General features: G+C 49.8%; 15 protein-coding genes. 12 read left to right on the top strand and 3 right to left on the bottom strand.

The genetic code is table 11. From position 1 onward, the window contains the following. Positions 1-471 precede the first annotated feature (471 nt). From DESTI_RS29290 to DESTI_RS30960, 9 genes are all read left to right on the top strand, one after another. Positions 472-2,520 (top strand): DUF3347 domain-containing protein, encoded by a 2,049-nt coding sequence (locus DESTI_RS29290; RefSeq protein WP_014812221.1) that lies wholly within the window; start codon positions 472-474, stop codon positions 2,518-2,520. Then, entirely contained in the window at positions 2,517-6,365 is a 3,849-nt protein-coding gene (locus DESTI_RS22175; RefSeq protein ID WP_014812220.1) for an efflux RND transporter permease subunit, read from the top strand. The genes DESTI_RS29290 and DESTI_RS22175 overlap by 4 nt, the downstream gene beginning before the upstream one ends. Next, positions 6,362-6,886, top strand: coding sequence for a nitrous oxide reductase accessory protein NosL (locus DESTI_RS22170; RefSeq protein ID WP_014812219.1), 525 nt, complete (start codon positions 6,362-6,364; stop codon positions 6,884-6,886). The genes DESTI_RS22175 and DESTI_RS22170 overlap by 4 nt, the downstream gene beginning before the upstream one ends. 87 nt (positions 6,887-6,973) lie before the next feature. Further along, complete coding sequence (locus DESTI_RS22165; RefSeq protein ID WP_014812218.1) at positions 6,974-7,504, top strand: nitrous oxide reductase accessory protein NosL; 531 nt, start codon at positions 6,974-6,976, stop codon at positions 7,502-7,504. A 22-nt stretch (positions 7,505-7,526) separates the two neighbouring features. After that, positions 7,527-9,242 (top strand): adenylate/guanylate cyclase domain-containing protein, encoded by a 1,716-nt coding sequence (locus tag DESTI_RS29285; protein WP_014812217.1) that lies wholly within the window; start codon positions 7,527-7,529, stop codon positions 9,240-9,242. Positions 9,243-9,718: 476 nt separating this feature from the next. Beyond that, the gene (locus DESTI_RS22155; protein WP_041286398.1) at positions 9,719-12,274 is read left to right on the top strand and encodes a hybrid sensor histidine kinase/response regulator; all 2,556 of its coding nucleotides are present in this window, start codon (positions 9,719-9,721) and stop codon (positions 12,272-12,274) included. A 42-nt stretch (positions 12,275-12,316) separates the two neighbouring features. Beyond that, complete coding sequence (locus tag DESTI_RS22150) at positions 12,317-13,171, top strand: class I SAM-dependent methyltransferase (RefSeq protein WP_014812215.1); 855 nt, start codon at positions 12,317-12,319, stop codon at positions 13,169-13,171. 642 nt (positions 13,172-13,813) lie between these two features. Beyond that, positions 13,814-14,212, top strand: coding sequence for a hypothetical protein (locus DESTI_RS22145; protein WP_169316390.1), 399 nt, complete (start codon positions 13,814-13,816; stop codon positions 14,210-14,212). Between the two features lie 72 nt (positions 14,213-14,284). After that, complete coding sequence (locus DESTI_RS30960) at positions 14,285-14,554, top strand: hypothetical protein (RefSeq protein ID WP_014812213.1); 270 nt, start codon at positions 14,285-14,287, stop codon at positions 14,552-14,554. Positions 14,555-14,565: 11 nt separating this feature from the next. On the opposite strand, the gene DESTI_RS22140 is transcribed toward DESTI_RS30960, so the two are convergent. Together DESTI_RS22140 and glmM are read right to left on the bottom strand one after the other, a co-directional pair. Beyond that, on the bottom strand, positions 14,566-15,906 hold the full coding sequence (locus tag DESTI_RS22140) for an inositol-3-phosphate synthase (RefSeq protein ID WP_014812212.1): 1,341 nt from the start codon (positions 15,904-15,906) through the stop codon (positions 14,566-14,568). Positions 15,907-15,933: 27 nt separating this feature from the next. Next, positions 15,934-17,379, bottom strand: a complete 1,446-nt coding sequence (gene glmM / locus DESTI_RS22135; protein ID WP_014812211.1) for a phosphoglucosamine mutase — start codon at positions 17,377-17,379, stop codon at positions 15,934-15,936. Positions 17,380-17,782: 403 nt separating this feature from the next. Here glmM and DESTI_RS22125 point away from each other — a divergent pair, with 403 nt between their 5' ends. From DESTI_RS22125 to DESTI_RS22115, 3 genes are all read left to right on the top strand, one after another. Beyond that, positions 17,783-18,103, top strand: coding sequence for a hypothetical protein (locus DESTI_RS22125; protein ID WP_041286395.1), 321 nt, complete (start codon positions 17,783-17,785; stop codon positions 18,101-18,103). Positions 18,104-18,290: 187 nt separating this feature from the next. Further along, on the top strand, positions 18,291-18,707 hold the full coding sequence (locus tag DESTI_RS22120; protein ID WP_014812209.1) for an FKBP-type peptidyl-prolyl cis-trans isomerase: 417 nt from the start codon (positions 18,291-18,293) through the stop codon (positions 18,705-18,707). A 391-nt stretch (positions 18,708-19,098) separates the two neighbouring features. After that, on the top strand, positions 19,099-19,908 hold the full coding sequence (locus DESTI_RS22115; protein WP_014812208.1) for an undecaprenyl-diphosphate phosphatase: 810 nt from the start codon (positions 19,099-19,101) through the stop codon (positions 19,906-19,908). Between the two features lie 96 nt (positions 19,909-20,004). Here DESTI_RS22115 and DESTI_RS31125 read toward each other — a convergent pair whose 3' ends face one another. Then, positions 20,005-20,172 carry a hypothetical protein gene (locus DESTI_RS31125; RefSeq protein ID WP_014812207.1) on the bottom strand — a complete coding sequence of 56 codons (168 nt, stop codon included), beginning with the start codon at positions 20,170-20,172 and terminating at the stop codon, positions 20,005-20,007. Positions 20,173-20,230 lie beyond the last annotated feature (58 nt).

Here is a 20,230-nt window from a genome sequence, read left to right as displayed (position 1 = left end):
GCCCGACTCCTGCAGAGAGTCTGACAGACGTGCATCCCCCCTCTATCAGGACTCTTATATCTTGGCAACCAAGAGTCCTATTTTTTGAAGTACCTCGTATCATTGATCCAGTATCAGCCCCTCCCCTCAGCTCGGTACCGGTTCCAGAGATTCAGTACTTCATGGACAGAAACATACAAGGGACGCCGGGCGCTACTAATGCTTTCCATTACAGGTATTAGACTACTTCAAGACTCTTGAGAACCGCTATAACACCGAATAAATGGAATCACGGACTGCATCAGTTCGGTCCGTGAGACCCAAACCTCAGGCGCGGAAACTAAACGGATTGACCCTACGATCAGGTCAATCCAGCATTACCGCCGATCGATACACACTTTTGGAAGGAAATCTTGGCAGCCATTGATTTCCTACTGATTTTGTCAAATAATAGCAGATCTCTTGGGTTGTTCTTTTTGTGGGAGAGGCAATATGAGTCAGAATCAGCTCAAAACAAAGTCCGGAAGATTTCTCAAGAATACCTTGGTCGCGATTGCTGTGGCTCTCGCATTCATCGGTGGCTACTACTTCGCGACTCTTCGGTCACACCTCCCTACAGAAACAGTCAGTGCGCAGTCCGGGAATGACACTATTCATCGGGAAAGCGAAAAGACGCAACTCTGGACATGCTCGATGCATCCACAGATAAAACTGCCCAACCCCGGCAAATGCCCAATCTGCTTTATGGACTTGATCCCGTTGGAATCTCACGATCACGGTGATGAATATGCCGGAGCCACTCAATATTCCATGTCCGAGACTGCCAAGAAATTGGCCGAAGTTGAGACTACGTCGGTCAAGCGAGAGCGCGCATTCGTGAAAGTTCGCATGGTCGGCCAGGTATATGAGGACGAGACTCGTGTGGCTGCGCTGACCTCTCGTGTGGACGGCCGTCTCGACGAGATCTACATCAATTTCACCGGAGTGCATGTGGACAAAGGCGATCCTATGGTCACCATCTGGAGCCCTACGCTTATTAAGTCGCAAGTCGAGCTTTTCGAGACCATGCGGACGGGAGAGGAAGAAGAGTCGGTCATCAAGGGGGCAGTGGAAAAACTCATTCAGTACGGCCTGACAAGAGAACAGGTAAAGGAAATAAGGGAGAAGAAGAAACCGATTCTCAACGTGACGCTTCGTGCCCCCATAAGCGGTGTAGTTACAAAGAAGATGGCATTGCTGGGCCAGTTCGTAAAAGAAGGCACGGAAATGTACATCATCAACGATCTTTCCAACGTGTGGATCAAGATGGATGCCTATGAGACCGATCTGCCCTGGATCAGGTACGGCCAGAAAGTGACCTTCACCACCCCTGCAGTGCCCGGACGCACTTTCGAGGGGAGAGTGTTGTTCATCGACCCCATGTTGGACACAAAGACGCGTTCGGTGAAGGTCAGGGTCGCGGCGGAAAATCCGGATTTCACGTTGAAGCCCGGTATGTTCGTTACTGCAGAAGTAGAGGCGGAAATAGACGCCAAGGGAAAGGTTATAAAGCGGGAATGGGCGGGAAAATACGTATGCCCCGTGCATCCGCGGGATGAGGCAAGTCCCGTACCGGGAATATGTCCGGAAAGCAAAATGGCACTTCGGCCTGCGTCATCCTTCGGGTACTCAGACGATCCGAATCCTGAAATGCCTCTCGTGATTCCTTCTTCTGCAGCGCTTGTCACAGGGAAACGAGCCGTGGTGTACGTTGAAGTTCCAGGCGAACGCCCGACGTACGAAGGGAGAGAGATCATCCTGGGACCGAGAGCTGACGACAAGTACGCGGTCTACGACGGCCTGAGTGAGGGAGATCGCGTCGTGACCAAGGGAAATTTCAAGATCGACAGCGCGATGCAGATTCTGGCCCGATCGAGCATGATGAATCCGGGGGAATCCAAACCTGTTTCTGAAGCAGCCGGCAAAGAAGAAGTAATCTCGAAGCTCACCGTTCCCGAACCATTCCTGAAGCAGTTGACCCCCGTGATTGAAACGTATTTGAGCTTGAAGGAATCGCTGGTCCGCGCGGATTCCTCAGAAGCTGCAAAAGCAGCAACCCAGCTTACCGAAAAGCTTAAGGCAGTCAGCACAACGGGTATCGATAAGAAGGCTGCTGGCACGTGGAACAAGCTTTCCCGAACAATCAGCGCTCGCGCAACCATGCTTGCAGCGACTCAGGAAATCGATAAACAGAGAAAAGCCTTCGATCCATTGTCGGAAACATTCGCCAAAATGGTCATGGGTTTTCGGCATGTTATGAGCGGACCGCTGTACCTGTACAATTGTCCGGATGCGTTCGACGGGGCGGGAGCGTACTGGATTGAAGCGAAACAGGAACCTCACAACCCATTCTTCGGAGATATCCGGCTGAAAGAGCGGAGTATGCTCGGTTGTGGGGATTTGGCGGAGACCATACCGCCCGAATTCGGTCCTCAGGCTGCAAAGGAGGATTCAGCCGGAAACACTCCAGGGGCTCGCCATGAGCACGGAGGCGGCAAATGAAGCGGAATACTCCCGATGACGATGTCCGTAGTTCCCATACCTCCTTCTTCTACGGGCTCATGGGCTTCTGGACGCAGCAAAAGCTCCTCATGGTTTTTGTGCTGCTGGTCACCCTGGTATATGGATTCATAGTTGCCCCGTTTGACTGGGAGATTCCGGGCCTTCCACGAAATCCCGTACCGGTCGACGCTATTCCGGATATCGGAGAAAACCAGCAGATAGTCTTCACAACCTGGGAGGGGCGGTCTCCAAAGGATATCGAGGATCAGATCACGTACCCGCTCACAGTATCTCTGCTGGGAATTCCAGGGGTAAAAGCCGTTCGGAGCAACTCGTTTTTTGGATTCTCCACGATCTACATCATTTTTCGAGAAGATATCGAGTTTTACTGGTCCAGATCCAGGATTCTGGAAAAACTGAATTCTTTGCCGGCAGGCACTTTACCGGAAGGTGTACAGCCTTCATTGGGCCCGGATGCAACCGCCCTCGGACAGGTGTTCTGGTACACTCTGGAAGGCAAAGGGTTCGGCATGGACGAACTCAGGACTATACAGGACTACTATGTCCGGTACTCTCTTCAGTCCTCGGGAGGAGTGAGCGAGGTCGCATCGATCGGTGGATTCGTAAAGGAATACCAGATCGACATCAATCCCGATGCCATGCGAGGCCACAACATAACTCTGCCTGAAGTATTCGCAGCGGTACGAGGTTCAAATCTGGACGTCGGTGCCGGCACCATCGAGATAAACAGAACGGAGTATACGATTCGCGGTCTTGGATTTATTCGCAGCATCCAGGACGTGCGTGACAGTGTGATCAAAGTCAATGATGGGGTTCCGCTCTTTCTCAAGGATGTGGCTGTAGTTTCGCTCGGACCTGAAATGAGAAGAGGCGCTCTCGACAAAGAAGGCGCAGAGGCAGTGGGCGGTGTCGTTGTCGTGCGTTTCGGCGAAAATCCGCTCCAGGTGATTAAGAACGTTCGAGAGAAAATTAAAGAGATAACGCCCGGACTTCCTACCAAGACCCTGGCGGATGGAAGTGTTTCTCAAGTAAGAATAGTGCCTTTCTACGATCGTACGCAACTGATCCACGAAACTCTGGAGACACTGAGGAAGGCTCTCTGGGAAGAGATACTCGTCACCATCATCGTGGTGGTGGTCATGGTGAATCATCTCCTGAGTTCTGCACTCATTTCAGCAGTGCTCCCGTTGTCTGTGCTCCTCACGTTTATCGTCATGAAATTCACGGGAGTAGACGCGAACATCATGGCACTTTCCGGTATCGCCATAGCAATCGGTGTCATGGTGGATATGGGGATCATCCTTTGTGAGAACATTCTCCGCCACATGGAGGAGAATCCTTCCCAAGGCGTGACCCTTAAAATGATCAAGGAATCCGCCGGAGAAGTGGGCGGCGCTGTCGTCACATCGTCTCTCACGACAATCATCTCTTTTTTGCCGGTGTTCACGCTCACCGGTCCGGAAGGTAAGCTGTTCAAACCCGTGGCGTACACGAAAACGTTTGCTGTGGCCTCTTCACTGGTACTCGCTCTGGCGCTCATCCCACCGCTGGCTCATGTTTTTTTCCGTAAAAGGAATCTCCGCAGGAACACGCTGCTCACCGTGAACGGACTCCTGGTACTCCTGGGCTTGTGGATTGGCTTTTCTTTTTCCTGGTTAATCGGAGCGGGAATTCTTCTCGTATCGCTCGTGAAAACTGCAACTCTGTTCCTCCCGGAAAACTGGAGAGAAAAAACACCTTTTGTCCTGAATGTCGCTGCCCTGGTGTTCGTCATTGTGCTCTTGACCGAGCACTGGTTACCATTGGGTCCCGAAAAGGGAATGATCAGGAACATCATTTTCGCATCGTCGATAATCTTCGGGCTGCTGGCAATCAGAAAGATCTTTACGGCTTTCTACGCGCCTCTTCTCAAATGGGCGCTTAATCACAAAGCCCAATTTCTCATGATTCCTTTCAGCATCATCATCCTGGGATCGGTCATTTGGCTGGGATTCGACAGAGTCTTCTTCTTCATCCCCTGGGCTGCAGACAAAATTGTGCCTCCCCGGACCACGATCACGGCTCAACATGTCGATCCCCAGGGATCCGGAAGTGATGCAGGTGCCCAAGAATTCTTGCCCGGACAGAACGTTGTCCGAAACACATGGATCTGGTCAAAGCTCTCTCATGCTTTTCCCGGACTTGGCAAAGAATTCATGCCGGATCTCGACGAAGGCTCCTTCCTATTTATGCCGACGACTATGCCCCACGCCTCCATCGGCGAAGCGCTGGATGTTATCCAGAAACAAGATATGGCAATCAGGTCCATACCTGAGGTGGACTCTGTGGTGGGCAAGATCGGTCGGGTGGAAAGTGCTCTCGATCCCGCACCGCTCTCCATGATCGAAACTGTCATCAATTACGTGCCCGAGTACAAAATCAACCCCGATACCGGCGAGCGAGTTGTCGATCCTTCGACCGGCAAACCGGTCCGCAACTGGCGACCGCATATTCACAGCCCTACGGACATCTGGAAGGAAATTATAAAGGCAGCTCAACTTCCCGGAACAACCTCCGCACCGAAACTGCAACCCATTTCCGCACGTATCGTTATGCTCCAGAGCGGAATGAGAGCTGCAATGGGCGTGAAGATTCGTGGAAAAAGTCTCGAAGAAGTTGAAAGAGTCGGCCTCCAGGTGGAGCGCTATCTCAAAGAGGTTCCCTCGGTAGAGCCTGCGTCGGTCGTGGCAGACAGGGTAGTGGGCAATCCTTACCTGGAAATCGATGTCGACAGAAAAGCCATCGCACGGTACGGGATAAAGATCCAGGATGTTCAGGATGTCGTGGAAATCGCAATTGGCGGCAAACGCATCACTACCACGGTGGAAGGTAGAGAACGTTATCCTGTGCGTGTCCGATATCAACGGGAACTACGGGACTCGTTGGAGGCTCTCGACAAAATCCTGGTTCCGGGTAATGAAGGTGTACAGATACCTCTCAACTTGGTTGCGAGCATCAGGTACACCCGCGGCCCCATGAACGTGAAGAGCGAGGATACGTTCCTCGTGAGTTACGTTTTGTTCGATAAGAAGCCCGGAACTGCTGAAGTAGATGTAGTTCAAGCTGCGGACAATTACCTGAAACACAAGCTCGCCGGCGGTGAATTCAAGCTGCCTCCGGGAACCTCGTACGTGTTTGCAGGTTCGTATGAAAATCAGGTGAGATCCGAAAAAACGCTGCGGCTTGTTATTCCTCTGGCACTGCTGCTCATCTTTCTGGTGCTCTATTTTCAGTTTCAATCCATACCGGTTTCTTTAAATGTTTTTTCGGGGATATTTGTCGCGTGGTCAGGCGGATTCATCATGCTCTGGCTGTATTCCCAACCGTGGTTTCTGGATTTCTCGGTTTTTGGCGTCAACATGAGAGACCTGTTTCAAGTCAGGCCGTACAATTTGAGCGTTGCGGTTTGGGTTGGATTCCTGGCATTGTTTGGAATCGCGACGAATGATGGTGTCATCTACTCCACGTACCTCGATCAGGTGTTCAAAGAGTATTCATTCAAGTCAATCCAGGAGATCAGAGAAGCGACTGTGGAAGCAGGCCTGAAACGGGTGAGACCTGCACTAATGACGACCGCGACAACGATTCTAGCTCTCATACCCGTTTTAACTTCAACAGGTAAGGGAGCGGATGTGGCGGTACCCATGGCACTTCCCAGTTTCGGCGGCATGACCATAGATATCATCACAATCTTTGTAGTTCCGACAATCTACTGTTTTGTTAAAGAATTTGAGTTTAAAAGAGCGCTCAAAGAATCCCATTCAGGAAAAGGAGATCCAACATGAACATCGGAATGAAGAAACGTGCTGTCGTAATGTCCCTCGTGTTCAGCTTCTTTGCTTCTTTGGTATCGGCTGCTACGATTGACCTTCCCGACGGATCTAAGCTCGATCTATCCCAAACGTGTCCTGTTTGTGATATGAAGCTGGAATCCAGCGAACTGGGAGTTGCCGCTATCGTGTTCGAGGACGGGAAAGTTGTGGGATTCGATGCCGCGGGGGACCTATTCAGGTACTATTTCACCCATGAAAAGTACCATTCCGACTCGGCAAAGATCAAGAATGTATACGTTACAGACTACGGGACCAAGAAACTGATTGATGCAAAACAAGCCATTTATGTTCTGGGAGCAAAACTCAAGGCCGCAATGGGACCTGAAGCATTTCCCTTTGCAGACAAGGCCGCTGCTGAAAAATTCAAGAGCGACCACAACGGTAAGAAAATCGCTTCTTTTTCAGAAGTCTCCCTTGAAGATTTGACCGTGAAAAAGAAAACGCTCAAAATGGATCGGGGGCATAACCATTGATGTGGATGTAAGCCGGCTGGCGGATTCCGACAAATTCGGCACGCTGATTTTTCGAAGAGGTTCGATTCGTAGAAACGAGGTTTCCATATGAAAGCCAAGATATTGCTGATATTGGTCATTTCTCTGGTTTCTTTGACGGCAACGGCCCAGGAAACGTTGCTTCTGCCTAATGGTGCAGCGGTGGACCTGCAAGCCCGTTGCCCTGTATGCGGCATGACAGTGGGCGGTGATTTGAGAGCTGGAGCCACCTATGGATACAAGGCTTCACATTTGGAAGGCTTTGCAGGAGTCGCGGCTGCAGTTTTCAAAGACGGCAAGGTGGTGGCTTTCGAAGGTGCAAGATGCCTTTTCATCTACAATACGATTCCCAAGAGATTCGGAATCGATGTGGGGAACATTACACATCGATATGTTACTGACTTCAAATCGGGAAAACTCGTCAATGCCAGTGACGCATACCTGGTCATGGGAAGTGACCTGAAGGGTCCCATGGGGATTGACCTGATCCCTTTTCTGGATAAAAAAGAGGCAGACAAATTCAGTGAAGAGAGACATGGCAAGCGAGTCGTTCAACTCGACACAGTAGGAGCAAAGGACGTTGACAGGACTGAGAAATAGACTCGGGCCGAAAAGGTAATTCATGATATTTTCGTTACAAAGACGTTTCCTCCTTCTTCTCTTGCTTCCGGTAGCCCTGGTGCTCATTATCGTTGGCGTTACGGGGTGGATGTACGCGCGCTCGTTTCTCCTCAGCCAATGGATAGAGAACACACGCGTGAAGCTGGAAAAAGTGGGGCATCAGGTCACTATGCAGCTAAACGAGAAGCTGGATCTCATTAATCTTATAGCGAAAGCCAACGATCTCCCGAACGGCGGGGTGACCCAGGCGTTCCTTATCCAGCAATTAACCGAAAAGGATGGCGTGCGCTTCGTTGATGTCGAAGTACCCGATCCGTGGGAAGAAAATGTGCAAATTACGACCGAGTCGGGCAGCTTCGGTTCCGGTGTTGTCGAAGGACTTTATACTATGGAATTATGCGGTGATTTCGGTTTCTGCGCTCCCATGATGGACCCGGGAGCGCTGGATCGATCTCTGCGGATCGTCAAGATTCTTGGAAAACACGGCGGCCCTCTGAAGCGTTTGACCGTACGGATAAGCTTTGACTCCTTCTTGAATCCCATCCGAAGCATGGGTCTTATTCCGGGCAGTTCAGCATGTCTGGTTACCAGTACGGGTCAGTTTCTCGCGCATACGGACAAATCCATGGCGGGACGCAAGCGCATGGGTGACAATGACGATCCTCTCGAAAAGAGAGTGCTGGAGGCAATCCGCCACAACGCTTTCGGAACCCTGCTCGGTTCAGGGCATCCACCGGCACAGGTTGCAGGATTCTACAAGATACCTTCCTTGAACTGGTACATTGTGGTGTTTTCCAGCGGGCGCGAAGTGCTGGCTCCTATCGTCAATTCCCGATTTTACTATACGCTGGCCGGTTTAATCTGCCTTGCCGTCATTTTGCTGCTTATCCGAGCAACAACCCGCTCCGTGGGACGATCCATTGCCGAAATATCAGCAGCAGCGGGAAAAGTGGAAGCCGGAGATTACACGGTAAGATTACCTGAAGACGGCGAGGATGAGATCGGACAACTCAGACGAAGCTTCAACAAGATGACTGAAGGATTGAAACAGCGTGAGATGATCGAGCAGACTTTCGGCAGATACGTCGATCGCAAGGTGGCGGAAGAATTGATGAGTAGACCCGAAGCTCTCCGCCTGGGTGGAGAAAAAAGAACCGTCACCATTATGATGTCGGATATTCGAGAGTTCACGTCAATGTCGGAGAAGTTGGAACCCGAAGAAGTCATTAAGCTGCTCAATCGTTATTTCGCCCGTATGATTGCAGTTATTGAGCGCTATCGGGGCATAATCGTGGATTTCTATGGCGACTCCATTCTTGTGTTCTTCAACGGCATAGAGACTGAAGTAACCGAGCGTGCTATGGATGCAGTGCGTTGTGCATTGGAAATGCAGCATGAACTGAAACGCTTCGTCACGGAAAAAGTGTCTGAAAATGTCTCTGTGCTCCACATGGGTATCGGCGTGCATACCGGCGAAGTCATTGTCGGAAACATAGGCACGGAATCCCGGGCAAAGTACGGCATCGTTGGTGCGGACGTGAACCTCACTGACCGCATTCAAGCCACCGCATCCGCAGGCAAAGTAGTAATCTCGGAAAAAACATACGAGTTGATTTCCGAGAAGTTGCAGGTTTCGTTGGAATTCAATGCTTGTCTCAAGGGTGTCGAAGACCAGAAACAGCTCTACGAGATCGAGGCAATCAATTCAGAACATTAATGCCATTTCGCAGTTGTACACATAAGATGGCGAAGGCTGGAGTGTCCTGAGCGGAGTGATTAGACGGCTCTGCGTCGTCCGGAGCCAAGGATACCTTCAGCCTCCCAGATTATGAAAAGAAAAGCGTATAAGTGGGGCTATTCGGAAAATCATACTGTTAAGATTGCATATTATCGGAGTTGATACTTCATTTGTTGAAGTGCTATCAACTTGGCTAGAAATCGCTTGCTTTCTTCATGAGAAATTCAGTATCTTTTCCGCATACTGTTTATTCTTGAAAATTAATGTATTGGCCCCGATGATAAAGAATGGCTTAAAGCCATAGCCGTAAGATGGATTGTTCGTTCTCTCGGGTAAGGTAGGTACCAACCGGATGGCGATTTCTATGAAACTTTTTCCAAATCTGTAGTTTTTGCTTCAGAGTTAAATGAGCATGGCGGGATCCCGATTTGACCGCCTGCTGTGGATGTATGGTCATGGAGAAAAGAATTAAAGCCGCGGACATAGTTCGAGACATTCGAGAGGGGCTTTCAGATATCGAACTTATGGCCAAGTACAATTTGACGTTGAAGGGTTTCTTAAGTCTGCTCAGACGCAGTTTAGAAGCCAAGATCCTGGATCCTTCCGAAATAGCCACTCGTTTCGCCTCTTATGAAGAGATCCTTATAGACGACAGCAGGACTATCCCGAGATTTAAGATCCAGGAATCAATCCAGATTCAGGAATACAAACGTCCTGATATTCAAGGGTTGCTCACGGAAATTTCAGAAAATGGGGTGAGGATTCAAGGTATTTCGGGTCGTCCTGGAGATATCAAGACCTTGGCCGTCTCTGCCCGCGAATCTCTTGGCATTAACCCTCTGGTCTTCGAAGCAGAATGCAAATGGTCTTCGCGCGAACCGAGCGGAACGGTTTTCGCCGGGTACGAAACAAAAAGAGTCTTGAAGGGAGATTTCTCAGAGCTTGTTTCGTGTGTCGCGAAGCAGAATGCAGAGGAAGAAGGGTCTTTTCTTGAATCTGAAGACCCGACAGAGTCTCTCGACCTGGCAAGCTGCTTGATAGAGGACGTCACCGAATCCGGTAGCTTCAGTTTCAGAGGAATAAGAAAGACCTGGTTTGGTAAACTGCTGCAGGTCCTGCCCATTCCGGCGCTGTTGATAGGGGAAGACTCTCACGTGACCTTCTCCAATAAAAGTTGCGAGCGAATGACGAACGCTTCCAACGGGTCACTTATCGGCAGGCAGTTCTCTTCTCTCTTCATCAACGAAAAGACGGCGGCGGAAGCGCAGGAGATTCTAGAAAAGGTCTTCTCGACGCGCAAACGACATTCCTACCTTGGGGTCCTGGAAATCAATGGGAACAAGATGTGGGGGCGCATCAGTTTTCAATCCGTGCGCATGGGCGTCGACAGGAGTGTATTGGTTCTCATTGAAGATCTCACCTATGAAAAAGAACAACTCATCCGAAATCAGGAACATCAACAAGAGCTGCGGAACGAAATAGCCGAACGCAAAAAAGTAGAACAATTTCTCCGGGAAAGTGAAGAAAAATACCGTTCGCTTGTTGAAAATGCTCCGCTGGGGATAATTTCCGTTGCCAGAGACGGGACGATTATTGCTGCGAACCCCACATTCCTCAAGATAATAGGCTGTGTCGGAGATAAATTTGAGAAAGCCTGCATTTTGAAGCTCTTTGGCGACTCGGGAGCACGCACCCTCTTCCGGAATTGCATGGAACAGCAAAGCGTCCTGTGCGAAGAAATCCCGTTCACGGGTGCGGGAGGCAATGCATTCGTTCTGCGTATTCTTTCCACGCCGTTAGTGGATCAGTCCGGGGAGACCATCGGCTGTCAGGCAGTAGTAGAAGATTATACCGAACAGAAGAAATCTCAGGAGATTCTGCTCCAGACCGCTCGGCTGCGGGCCATCGGGGAAATGGCGAGCGGCGCGGCACATAATTTCAACAATGTGCTTCAGATTGTGATGGGCAATTCCCAGATGGCCCTCACCCATCTAGAATGGAACAATCTGCTCGAAATCAAAAAGAATCTCACAAATATTGTCGAAAGCGCCCGATTAGGTGCCGAAACCGTAAAGAGACTGCAGGATTTTTCGAGGACCGAATCTCTGGAAACACATGGACGAAAGGTATTCGATCTCTCGAAAACAGCGGCGGAAGCGGTTGAAATGACGCGTACCTGGTGGCAAGGCATGGCGGAACGACAGGGTCTTTCCATTACCCTATGGACGGAGCTTGAGACCTCTTGCCCGGTTCTGGGTATGGAAAACGAACTATTCGAGGTTGTCGTCAATCTCATAAAAAATGCGGTTGAAGCCCTTGCCGGGCCGGGCCGGATCGTTGTCCGAAGCGAAGCCCGAGATCGTTCGGTAATCCTCCAGGTGCAAGATAATGGAATAGGCATACCCAGCGAGAATTTAGGACACATTTTTGCACCGTTCTGGACCACCAAAGGTACTCAGGGGACGGGAATGGGACTTTCCAGCAGTTATGGCATCGTGAAAAGACACGGCGGAGAGATCTCGGTCCGGAGCAGACAGGGTGAAGGAAGCATCTTCACTGTTGTACTGCCGCTTGTTTCCCGGAGAGAATCCTGTACACAGGTCGGCTTGAAAGAGCAGTTGGATTTCAGGTTGAATATTCTTGTGGTGGACGACATAGAACAGATCGTCAACAGCCTCCATGAGGCACTGACAATACGAAATCAAACAGTGTTCCGCGCGCTCTCGGGGTCTCAGGCGCTGGAAATATTCGAACATCATCAGATCGATCTGGTGATCTGCGATTTGGGAATGTCTGAGATGAACGGGTGGCAAATTGCCGAACGAATAGAAGCCATATCCAGAACGAGAGGCGCTTCCAGACCGTCATTCATCCTCTTGACCGGATGGGGTTCAGAAGTAAGCGCATTCGATCGGCACAAGCATCCGGTGGATCACGTGCTTGAAAAACCTGTCGATCTCAATGAGCTCCTCAATGCCATTTCAGGACTTGTCACGAAAAAGCAGGTATAACAATTCGGAACTTCATACTTCCGTTATACGTTGGAGTGCATCATGAAGGAGAGCTGTCCGAGCGTGACTGCATTGCGAGTGGCAATGCGTCGTGCCGTACATCAGATTATAGATCATCCCAAGATATTCTCCGACTCGCTCGCACTTCGTATTGTGGGGGCCGAGAAAGAGCCTGAAAAACAGTTGGATCCGAAGTGGTTCGAGCAGACCCCCTTGGAATATAGGCTCCGGGCGTTTCTGGCTGCCCGCAGTCGATGTGCGGAAGACGGACTCACCGATGCCATCAACAGAGGCGTTCGTCAATATGTTGTTCTCGGAGCAGGTCTCGACACATTCGCGTACAGAAATTCATCTCCTGCGGATACCTTACATGTATTCGAAGTGGACCATCCAACTACTCAGGCATGGAAGCGCACGCGTCTTGAGGAAGCAGGTATCCCAATTCCTCGGAATCTTACTTTCTGCCCTGTGGACTTCGAATCCGAGACTCTTGAGGAGGGACTGCAACGGGCAGAGTTGGATACTCGTAAGGGGATTTTTTTCTCGTGGCTTGGAGTAACCCCGTATATCACGAGTAGTGCGATTACCACGACACTACGATTCGTTGCATCTCTGCCGGCCGGCAGCGGAATAGTCTTCGATTATATGATTTCGCCGTCATTGTTAAATCCGATCCAACGTCGTGTCTTCGATGGCCTGGCGCGTCGCGTAGCTTTTGCAGGCGAACCTTTTCAGACTTTCTTCGATCCTTCTCTGCTCAAGAGCAGTCTGTTAGAAATGGGGTTCGGAAGCATCGAGGACTTGGGGCCTGAGGAATTGAATGCCCGGTACTTTCAAGGACGCACAGACGAGTTGAGAGTAGGTAGTCTTTCTCATGTAATGAACGCAAGAGTCTAGTTTATAGTAATTGCCAAAAATTTTGACGTTTATCCCATGCTCCAACACAAGATACTGGTGGGGACCGGCGTCCCTGCCGGTCCATTCTATCGATATCATTGATCATATTGAAGATGTGCCGGCACGGAGGCACGGCACCCACCAATATTCCTAAGTTTTCAACCGGACACTAATTTTGGCAATTCGTATAATGCTGATTTGCTCGTCTTTTCATAATCTGGTAGGCTGAGGAATCCTTTGCTCCGAACGACGCAAAGGCGTCTAATCACTCCGCTCAGGGCACCCCCAGCTTTCGCTATCTTATGCGCATAACTGCGAAATGTCAGCGGAAGACAAACCGAAGGGCAAGGGCATCATTGAACGGGACGACATACTTCCGCAAGATTCCGCATGACTGACAAGATTTCATATTCTTGAAGAAACTTATTTAGATTTTAACCTATCTGTGGTAAATAGAAAGATATTCAATTTGTCGAAGGCACTTTGGAGATGACAGCTCGCTGTTTCACTATTTGTTCGGCGGTCTTTTTATGCATTGTCTGGTTCGCGGTACCGGCAGATTGCGAGACGCGGCCGGAATGTCAGGCTCTTCGGCAAGAGCTCCAAACCAAACAAGAGCAACTTAATTCGTATTTGGAGGCTTTGGGCAAAAAGGGAAACAGAGAAGATCCACTCCTCCAAAATGTACTGAACTACAACATCGAGCAACTGATCCTCGCTATGTCCGTTTTGGAGAAACGAATCAAAGACTGTGACGCCTCCGAACCGGGATCGGAAAGTGGGGGAATGAGCTCGGTTAAATCCGAAGAAAGCAAGTTCGCGACCAAAACATGTGGAGACTTGAGAAGAATGCTCGTGCAGCATGTCCGAAAAGAAAACGCATTCAAACGGCGCGAGAATAGCTTTCTTGGTGACCTAACGCCTGCGGAAAAAACGGAGTACCGTGAGACAGTTCAAGATCTGGAAACCATAAGAACCATACTGAAAAATCGATGTACTGCGTCTCCGCCAAAGGATTCGCTAAAAAGAAGATTACGCTGAAAATGTATATCTCGCTTGTCAGAAGCATGCGAGTCTGATAGTTTTACTCTAATTATGTGTCAGGAGTCGGTCATGAGTAAGATAGTTGTTCTGTTTACGGCTATTTGTATAGTTGCAGCCTCCTTTCTGGCGTACGCTGGGGGGAACTCTCGAGTACATCAGCCACCGCTTGACGTAAGTCTCATGGCTTTCAAGGAACAAGGGGCATGGTATTTCCTTTGCACAGCCCCGGCTTTTCCTTACAGAATTCCGCCCCATTATGCCACGTATGGGCCTCCCCCGCCTCCGTGCGGTCCGGTTCCGTGTGCACCAGCTCCTACTGTACCAATGAAGGTGAAATAGTACACGAATCCTTATCCGGTGACGGTTGCAGGTTTTTCGACGTCGAAACCTTCCCCCGGCTCTTCGACGTGAGTGATGGGAACTTCTCCCATCAAGGCTCTCAGCGTGTTCTTGAGTTTCATATGTTGTATGAACAAATCGTGTTCAACTACCATTCCCGGGGACTGCATAGGACTCTTGAAATAAAACGATAACCAGTCCTGAACACCGGAAAGACCTCTTCTCCGGGCAAAGTCGAGAAAGAGCACGAGATCGAGCACGAGAGGGGCCGCGAGGACCGAATCGCGGCACAGGAAATCTATTTTGATTTGCATGGGATAACCCATCCAGCCGAATATGTCTATATTGTCCCAGCTCTCCTTGTTGTCCCCGCTCGGCGGATAATAATTGATTGCAACCTTATGATAGTGATCCTTGTAGAGGTCCGCATACAGGTCAGGCTGCAAAATTCCATTCAACACGGAAAGCTTACTTTCCTCTTTGGTTTTGAAACAGGCCGGATCGTCGAGCACCTCACCGTCGCGATTTCCCAGGATATTCGTGGAAAACCAACCCTTGAGACCAAGCATCCGGGCTTTCAGCATCGGTGCAATAACAGTTTTCAGGAGCGTCTGACCGGTTTTGAAGTCTTTCCCTGCGATGGGAACCCCTTTGAGAACCGCCAATTCCATCAGGGCCGGAATATCGGAACTCAAATTGGGGGCACCATTCAAGTACGGAACGTTTTCCATAAGCGAAGCATACGCGTAAATCATGCTGGGGGAAATGTCCGGGTGATTGTTCTCAAGTCCCTTCTCGAATGCGGACAAGCTCATGTGAACGGAACTGAGAGGCAAATGTATTTCCGTGCTTCCGCACCACACAATTACTGCCCGTTTGAGGCGATTTGACGATTTGAAATTACCAATATCTTCCCTCACGCGGTCTGAAAGATCGCGCTTATTCTTTCCTTGCTTTGTCCACAAACCGCTGAGGCGCTGCGAAAATTTAGTTTCAAATACGCCTTTGTAGGGACGAATTTCGCTCAATTCGTCTTTTATCCCCATCAGGTCTTTCTCATGCAACACACGAGCACTTTGAGCGGATTCAAAACAGTTTTCATTCCGAATGTCCCAGCCGCCAAAAACCAGATCCTTCAGATCGGCCAACGGAACAAAATCTCTGATGAACGGAAATTTCTCATCGCTCCGATTCCCTAATCTGATGGTTTGCATCTGAGTAATAGAGCCCACAGGCGTGGCGAGCCCGCGGCGGACAGCCATGACCCCCGCCAGAAAGGTGGTGGAAACCGCTCCGTTCAGACCTGCGATGAGCACGCCCAATCCGTCCGAAGGCTTAACTGAAGGTGACATCATTCCCTCCGCTCATATATAGACATTTTATTCGGCGTTGTTATGGCAATATTTCCTAATAATGCTTGAAATATAATCGACAATAGACTGTAATTCAGAATAATTCTCCCCTTCTGCCATGACTCTGCACAATGATTGAGTGCCGGAGTACCGTACGAGAAGTCGGCCCTTATCGGCCAATAAAGCCTGACTCGAGCGAATAGCGTCTTGCAACCCCGGAATCGACTTCAGATCCGGTTTAGTCGACACTTCAACATTCCTACATATCTGGGGAATGAGTCTTATGGGTGCTGCAAGCTCTGACAATGGCTTTCCCGTCTCGACCATAATTCTAGCAACCTGGAGCGCGGCAATAATACCATCCGAACAGAGCACGTGATCCAGATGAATCACATGACCTGTGGGTTCCCCACCGAAATTCAAGCCTTCGCTGATGAGTCGTTCTACGACAAAGTGATCTCCGACCGCTGTTCGAATCACAGACCCACCGAGTTCCTCAATCCTGCGATCCAGGCCGGAGTTGCTCATGATCGTTGCCACGATAGTTCGTTTGCGGAGAGCCCCTTTCTTGAGCATGTCTTCGGCAATAATGCCAATGATCTGATCCCCTGAAATCTCGTTTCCGTACTCGTCGCTTAGAGCAATTCTGTCAGCATCTCCGTCCAAAGCAATGCCAATGTGGGCCCCGGTATCGCTTACCGCAGAGCACACCATTTCAGGGTGCATGGAACCGGAATTGAGGTTGATATTTTCTCCATTAGGGTTGATTCCCAAACAGTTCAGTTTGGCTCCCAGTTCATGGAAAATAAGAGGTGCAGCTTTGTACCCTGCTCCGTGAGCGCAATCAAGGACTATTCTCAAGCCATCGAGAGCGAGATGTTTAGGGAAGGTATTCTTCACGAACACCACATAGCGGCCCAGCGCGTCATTGATGCGAGAAGCCCGGCCAATGTCGGCACCTGTAGGTCGCACATCGTCCAATATTTTCGAAGATATGCACTGTTCGATTTCCGCTTCAACCTCAGAGGATAGCTTTAGGCCTTCGCGGGAAAACAGCTTTAAGCCGTTGTATTCCCAGGGATTATGCGACGCAGTGACCACCGCGCCTGCATCGCATCGCATGTTGGAAGTCAAGAACGAGACCCCGCCCGTAGGCATAGGACCTACAAGGAGCACATCCATTCCGGTCGAACAGATTCCCGCACATAAGGCATACTCGAAGACGTACCCCGATGTGCGAGTATCCTTGCCAATGAGGATTTTCCCTCCAGCAGTGCGTTCCTTCTTGCAGATGTACGCCAGACCTCTCCCCAAGGCCAAAACAGTCTCTGCAGTCATGGGCTCCTGATTGGCGAGTCCTCTGACCCCGTCTGTCCCGAATAAACCGGGTTTCACTAAAGGAAGGATTTGCTCAACTTCGTATTCTCGACTCTTGACCGGTCTCAGCCGTCTTTCCGGAAATTTCGAACGCATGAATCACCTAACACAAACCGGTTATGCAATAATATACCTTTTTCAAATCCATAGGAGAACATACAAGCCAATACAACTTCATACCGATTCGCTTTTCTTCTCATAATCCGGGAGGCTGGAGGTATCCTTCGCTCCAGAGGACGCAAAGCCGACTAATCACCCCATTCAGGACACTCCAGCCTTCCGCTATCTTATGTGCCCAACTGCGAAATGTACCAATTGCATCGAGCAGGTTCTTCCCCGCAATCCATTCTTCGTGTGTTCCATATGACAACCGAGCCGCAATTCTGCCTTGAATATCCTCTTCTTTAATATTTTGCTCTGCATTTTCAATGGTTTTATGGTATAACCTAAACAAGTATCTCAAATAAAGCGATGTCGCGACTGTTCGAAGGGATAGATCATGACTGGAATAAGAGCTTTCCGTACAATCATCAGTGTTGCGCTGCTCAGTCTGGTATTCTTCCTGTTTCCCTACTCGGCAAGTTCTGACATGTACCAGTGGATGCAACAGGAACGAATCCGACAGGAACATCAACGTCAGCAAATGCTCATATGGCAGCAGCAAGAAAGAATGCGTCAAATGCATCAGCAAAATCAAGCATATCAACAGCAGCTCCAATGGATTCAACAGCAGCAGAATCAGGCTCTTCAGAATCAGAATCAATGGCTGCAGTGGCAGATACAGGAGCGGGCAAGACAATTGTCCCCTAGGCCGTTTTAATGACGTTTCAGAAAGTCTTTCCAGGGTCCGGACCAGCCGACCTCTGGACATAAGCGATTACGACTGCTACAAAAATCTTGTGGATCCAATGAAACGGAGAGCACGGGAAGCATTCTCTTGCAAAGGTGCTCCCAGTGTTGTTTTTTCATTGTGAGACCGTATCCGATTTTACCTCAAGGAGACGGAAGTGAAATCAAGTCTGCTCGTAATCGCTCTCATCGCAGGAACATTCCTCTTTTCCGCAGTAATTGCACAGGCAGGACAAACCATGACTACAGATTCGGGTCTTAAGGTGGAGATGCTTCAAGAAGGCACCGGGCCGAAAGCAAAACCGGGTCAAACCGTAACGGTTCACTATGTCGGTACTCTCGAAAACGGTAAGAAATTCGACAGCTCGCGCGATCGAGGAGAGCCGTTCAGCTTCAAACTCGGCGCAGGCAATGTCATAAAAGGATGGGATGAAGGCATTGCTCTGCTCAACGTAGGCTCAAAAGCGAAACTCACCATCCCGCCGCAGTTAGGATACGGTGCCAGAGGAGCAGGGAACGTCATTCCGCCGAATGCCACACTTGTTTTCGAAGTAGAGCTACTCGGAGCAAAATAAATCCTGACCGAGAACATTGCGATTCTTACGCCTGATGATAGAAGAGAAGCAAGCCCGGGAATTCTGCAAGAACAGCAATTTCCGGGTCTCTTGCTTTCTTGGGTCTTCTTAACAACGGGGAACATCTATTGGAGTCAGATGCTCTTCAGATCTTCTTCTGCGGAGAAATGTCTGATACCATTTCGCAATTATGCATATAAGATGGCGCAGGCTGAGGGGTTCTGAGCGGAGTGATTAGACGGCTTTGCGTCGTCCGGAGCGAAGAATACCTCCAGCCTGCCAGATTACAAAAAGAAAAGCGATCGGTATGAAAACTCTTTATGAGTCTCCCATGTCGGATTCGAGAGAACAGATTGCGAATTGCTAATTCATCTCAATGAGGGGCTGAGAAATGGAATTGTGGATAGCGGCAGTACTTGGAATTGTTGAGGGAATAACTGAATTCATCCCTGTGTCTTCAACGGGTCATCTCATTTTGGCCGGTCATTTTCTTGGATTTAGCGGGGAAAAGGCTGCATGCTTTGATGTGTTCATCCAACTAGGGGCAATCTGCGCAGTGGTTTTTCTCTATTATCAGCGCTTTCTAGGCTTGGTGCCGGTGAATGGATTCCGCTCCTATTCGGAGCAGGGTTTCTCCGGAATCCGGGGATTGGTGCTTCTCGCGCTGACCACGCTTCCTGCTCTGGTCGTGGGAGCAGTGGCCCACAAGGCCATAAAAGCTTATTTGTTCGGCCCTATGACTGTAATCCTGGCACTTGCAGTGGGAGGAATAGCGTTGATTGTAGTGGAACGGGTCAAACCGGAGGGAAATGTCCGAACTCTGGACGGACTTACCTACGGACAGGCACTGACCGTGGGTTGTTTTCAGATCCTCGCAATGTGGCCCGGAGTATCCAGATCGGCTGCAACTATTGTGGGCGGCATGATCTCGGGTCTGAACCGTTATGTGGCTGCAGAATATTCGTTTCTGGCCGCCGTGCCTGTCATGATAGCTGCAACGGGATACGATCTCTATAAGGAATGGCAGTGGCTCGAGATGTCGGATCTGGGATTCTTCGCTATCGGATTTATCGTTTCCTTCATCTCAGCGGCACTCGCGGTGAAAACTTTTATCAGCCTTGTTCAGCGATGGTCGCTTGCTCCATACGCCTGGTACAGGATAGCAGTCGCTTTAGTAGTATATCTGGTTCTTGTGAAATAAGCAGTGAGGTAAATGTCTGGAAATAGGTGGAACTGTACTGGCATATCTCAGGATGGGTAATCGAGCGGGCGGGAAAATCCGTGCGCTGAAGAGTGGTCAGGCTTTATTTTCCGGATTGAGTTGATCGCTGAACGCGGCCGCATATTTCAGAATCCAATCTATGGCTGCATCCATTCCCAGGTCTCTCCCGGCTTTCTCGGACTCTATCCACTTGTGCCGCTCTATTTCACGGCTTTGAATTTCAAGATACTGCTTCAAATCCATTTCCGGAACTCATCTACATTGTAGACATTCGCAGATTCGTGTAAAATCCTCCGAAACT

The organism is Desulfomonile tiedjei DSM 6799, assembly GCF_000266945.1.
GTDB classification, from domain to species: domain Bacteria; phylum Desulfobacterota; class Desulfomonilia; order Desulfomonilales; family Desulfomonilaceae; genus Desulfomonile; species Desulfomonile tiedjei.
The sequence above is the reverse complement of the archived record's forward strand: the minus strand, read 5'-3'. Positions and strand labels throughout refer to the sequence as shown.

Excerpts from the sequence above, each read along its gene's own strand:
- DESTI_RS29290 (WP_014812221.1), top strand. The coding sequence starts at position 472 with ATGAGTCAGAATCAGCTCAAAACAAAGTCCGGAAGATTTCTCAAGAAT.
- DESTI_RS22175 (WP_014812220.1), top strand. The coding sequence starts at position 2,517 with ATGAAGCGGAATACTCCCGATGACGATGTCCGTAGTTCCCATACCTCC.
- DESTI_RS22170 (WP_014812219.1), top strand. The coding sequence starts at position 6,362 with ATGAACATCGGAATGAAGAAACGTGCTGTCGTAATGTCCCTCGTGTTC.
- DESTI_RS22165 (WP_014812218.1), top strand. The coding sequence starts at position 6,974 with ATGAAAGCCAAGATATTGCTGATATTGGTCATTTCTCTGGTTTCTTTG.
- DESTI_RS29285 (WP_014812217.1), top strand. The coding sequence starts at position 7,527 with ATGATATTTTCGTTACAAAGACGTTTCCTCCTTCTTCTCTTGCTTCCG.
- DESTI_RS22155 (WP_041286398.1), top strand. The coding sequence starts at position 9,719 with ATGGAGAAAAGAATTAAAGCCGCGGACATAGTTCGAGACATTCGAGAG.
- DESTI_RS22150 (WP_014812215.1), top strand. The coding sequence starts at position 12,317 with ATGAAGGAGAGCTGTCCGAGCGTGACTGCATTGCGAGTGGCAATGCGT.
- DESTI_RS30960 (WP_014812213.1), top strand. The coding sequence starts at position 14,285 with ATGAGTAAGATAGTTGTTCTGTTTACGGCTATTTGTATAGTTGCAGCC.
- DESTI_RS22140 (WP_014812212.1), bottom strand. The coding sequence starts at position 15,906 with ATGTCACCTTCAGTTAAGCCTTCGGACGGATTGGGCGTGCTCATCGCA.
- glmM (WP_014812211.1), bottom strand. The coding sequence starts at position 17,379 with ATGCGTTCGAAATTTCCGGAAAGACGGCTGAGACCGGTCAAGAGTCGA.
- DESTI_RS22125 (WP_041286395.1), top strand. The coding sequence starts at position 17,783 with ATGACTGGAATAAGAGCTTTCCGTACAATCATCAGTGTTGCGCTGCTC.
- DESTI_RS22115 (WP_014812208.1), top strand. The coding sequence starts at position 19,099 with ATGGAATTGTGGATAGCGGCAGTACTTGGAATTGTTGAGGGAATAACT.
- DESTI_RS31125 (WP_014812207.1), bottom strand. The coding sequence starts at position 20,172 with ATGGATTTGAAGCAGTATCTTGAAATTCAAAGCCGTGAAATAGAGCGG.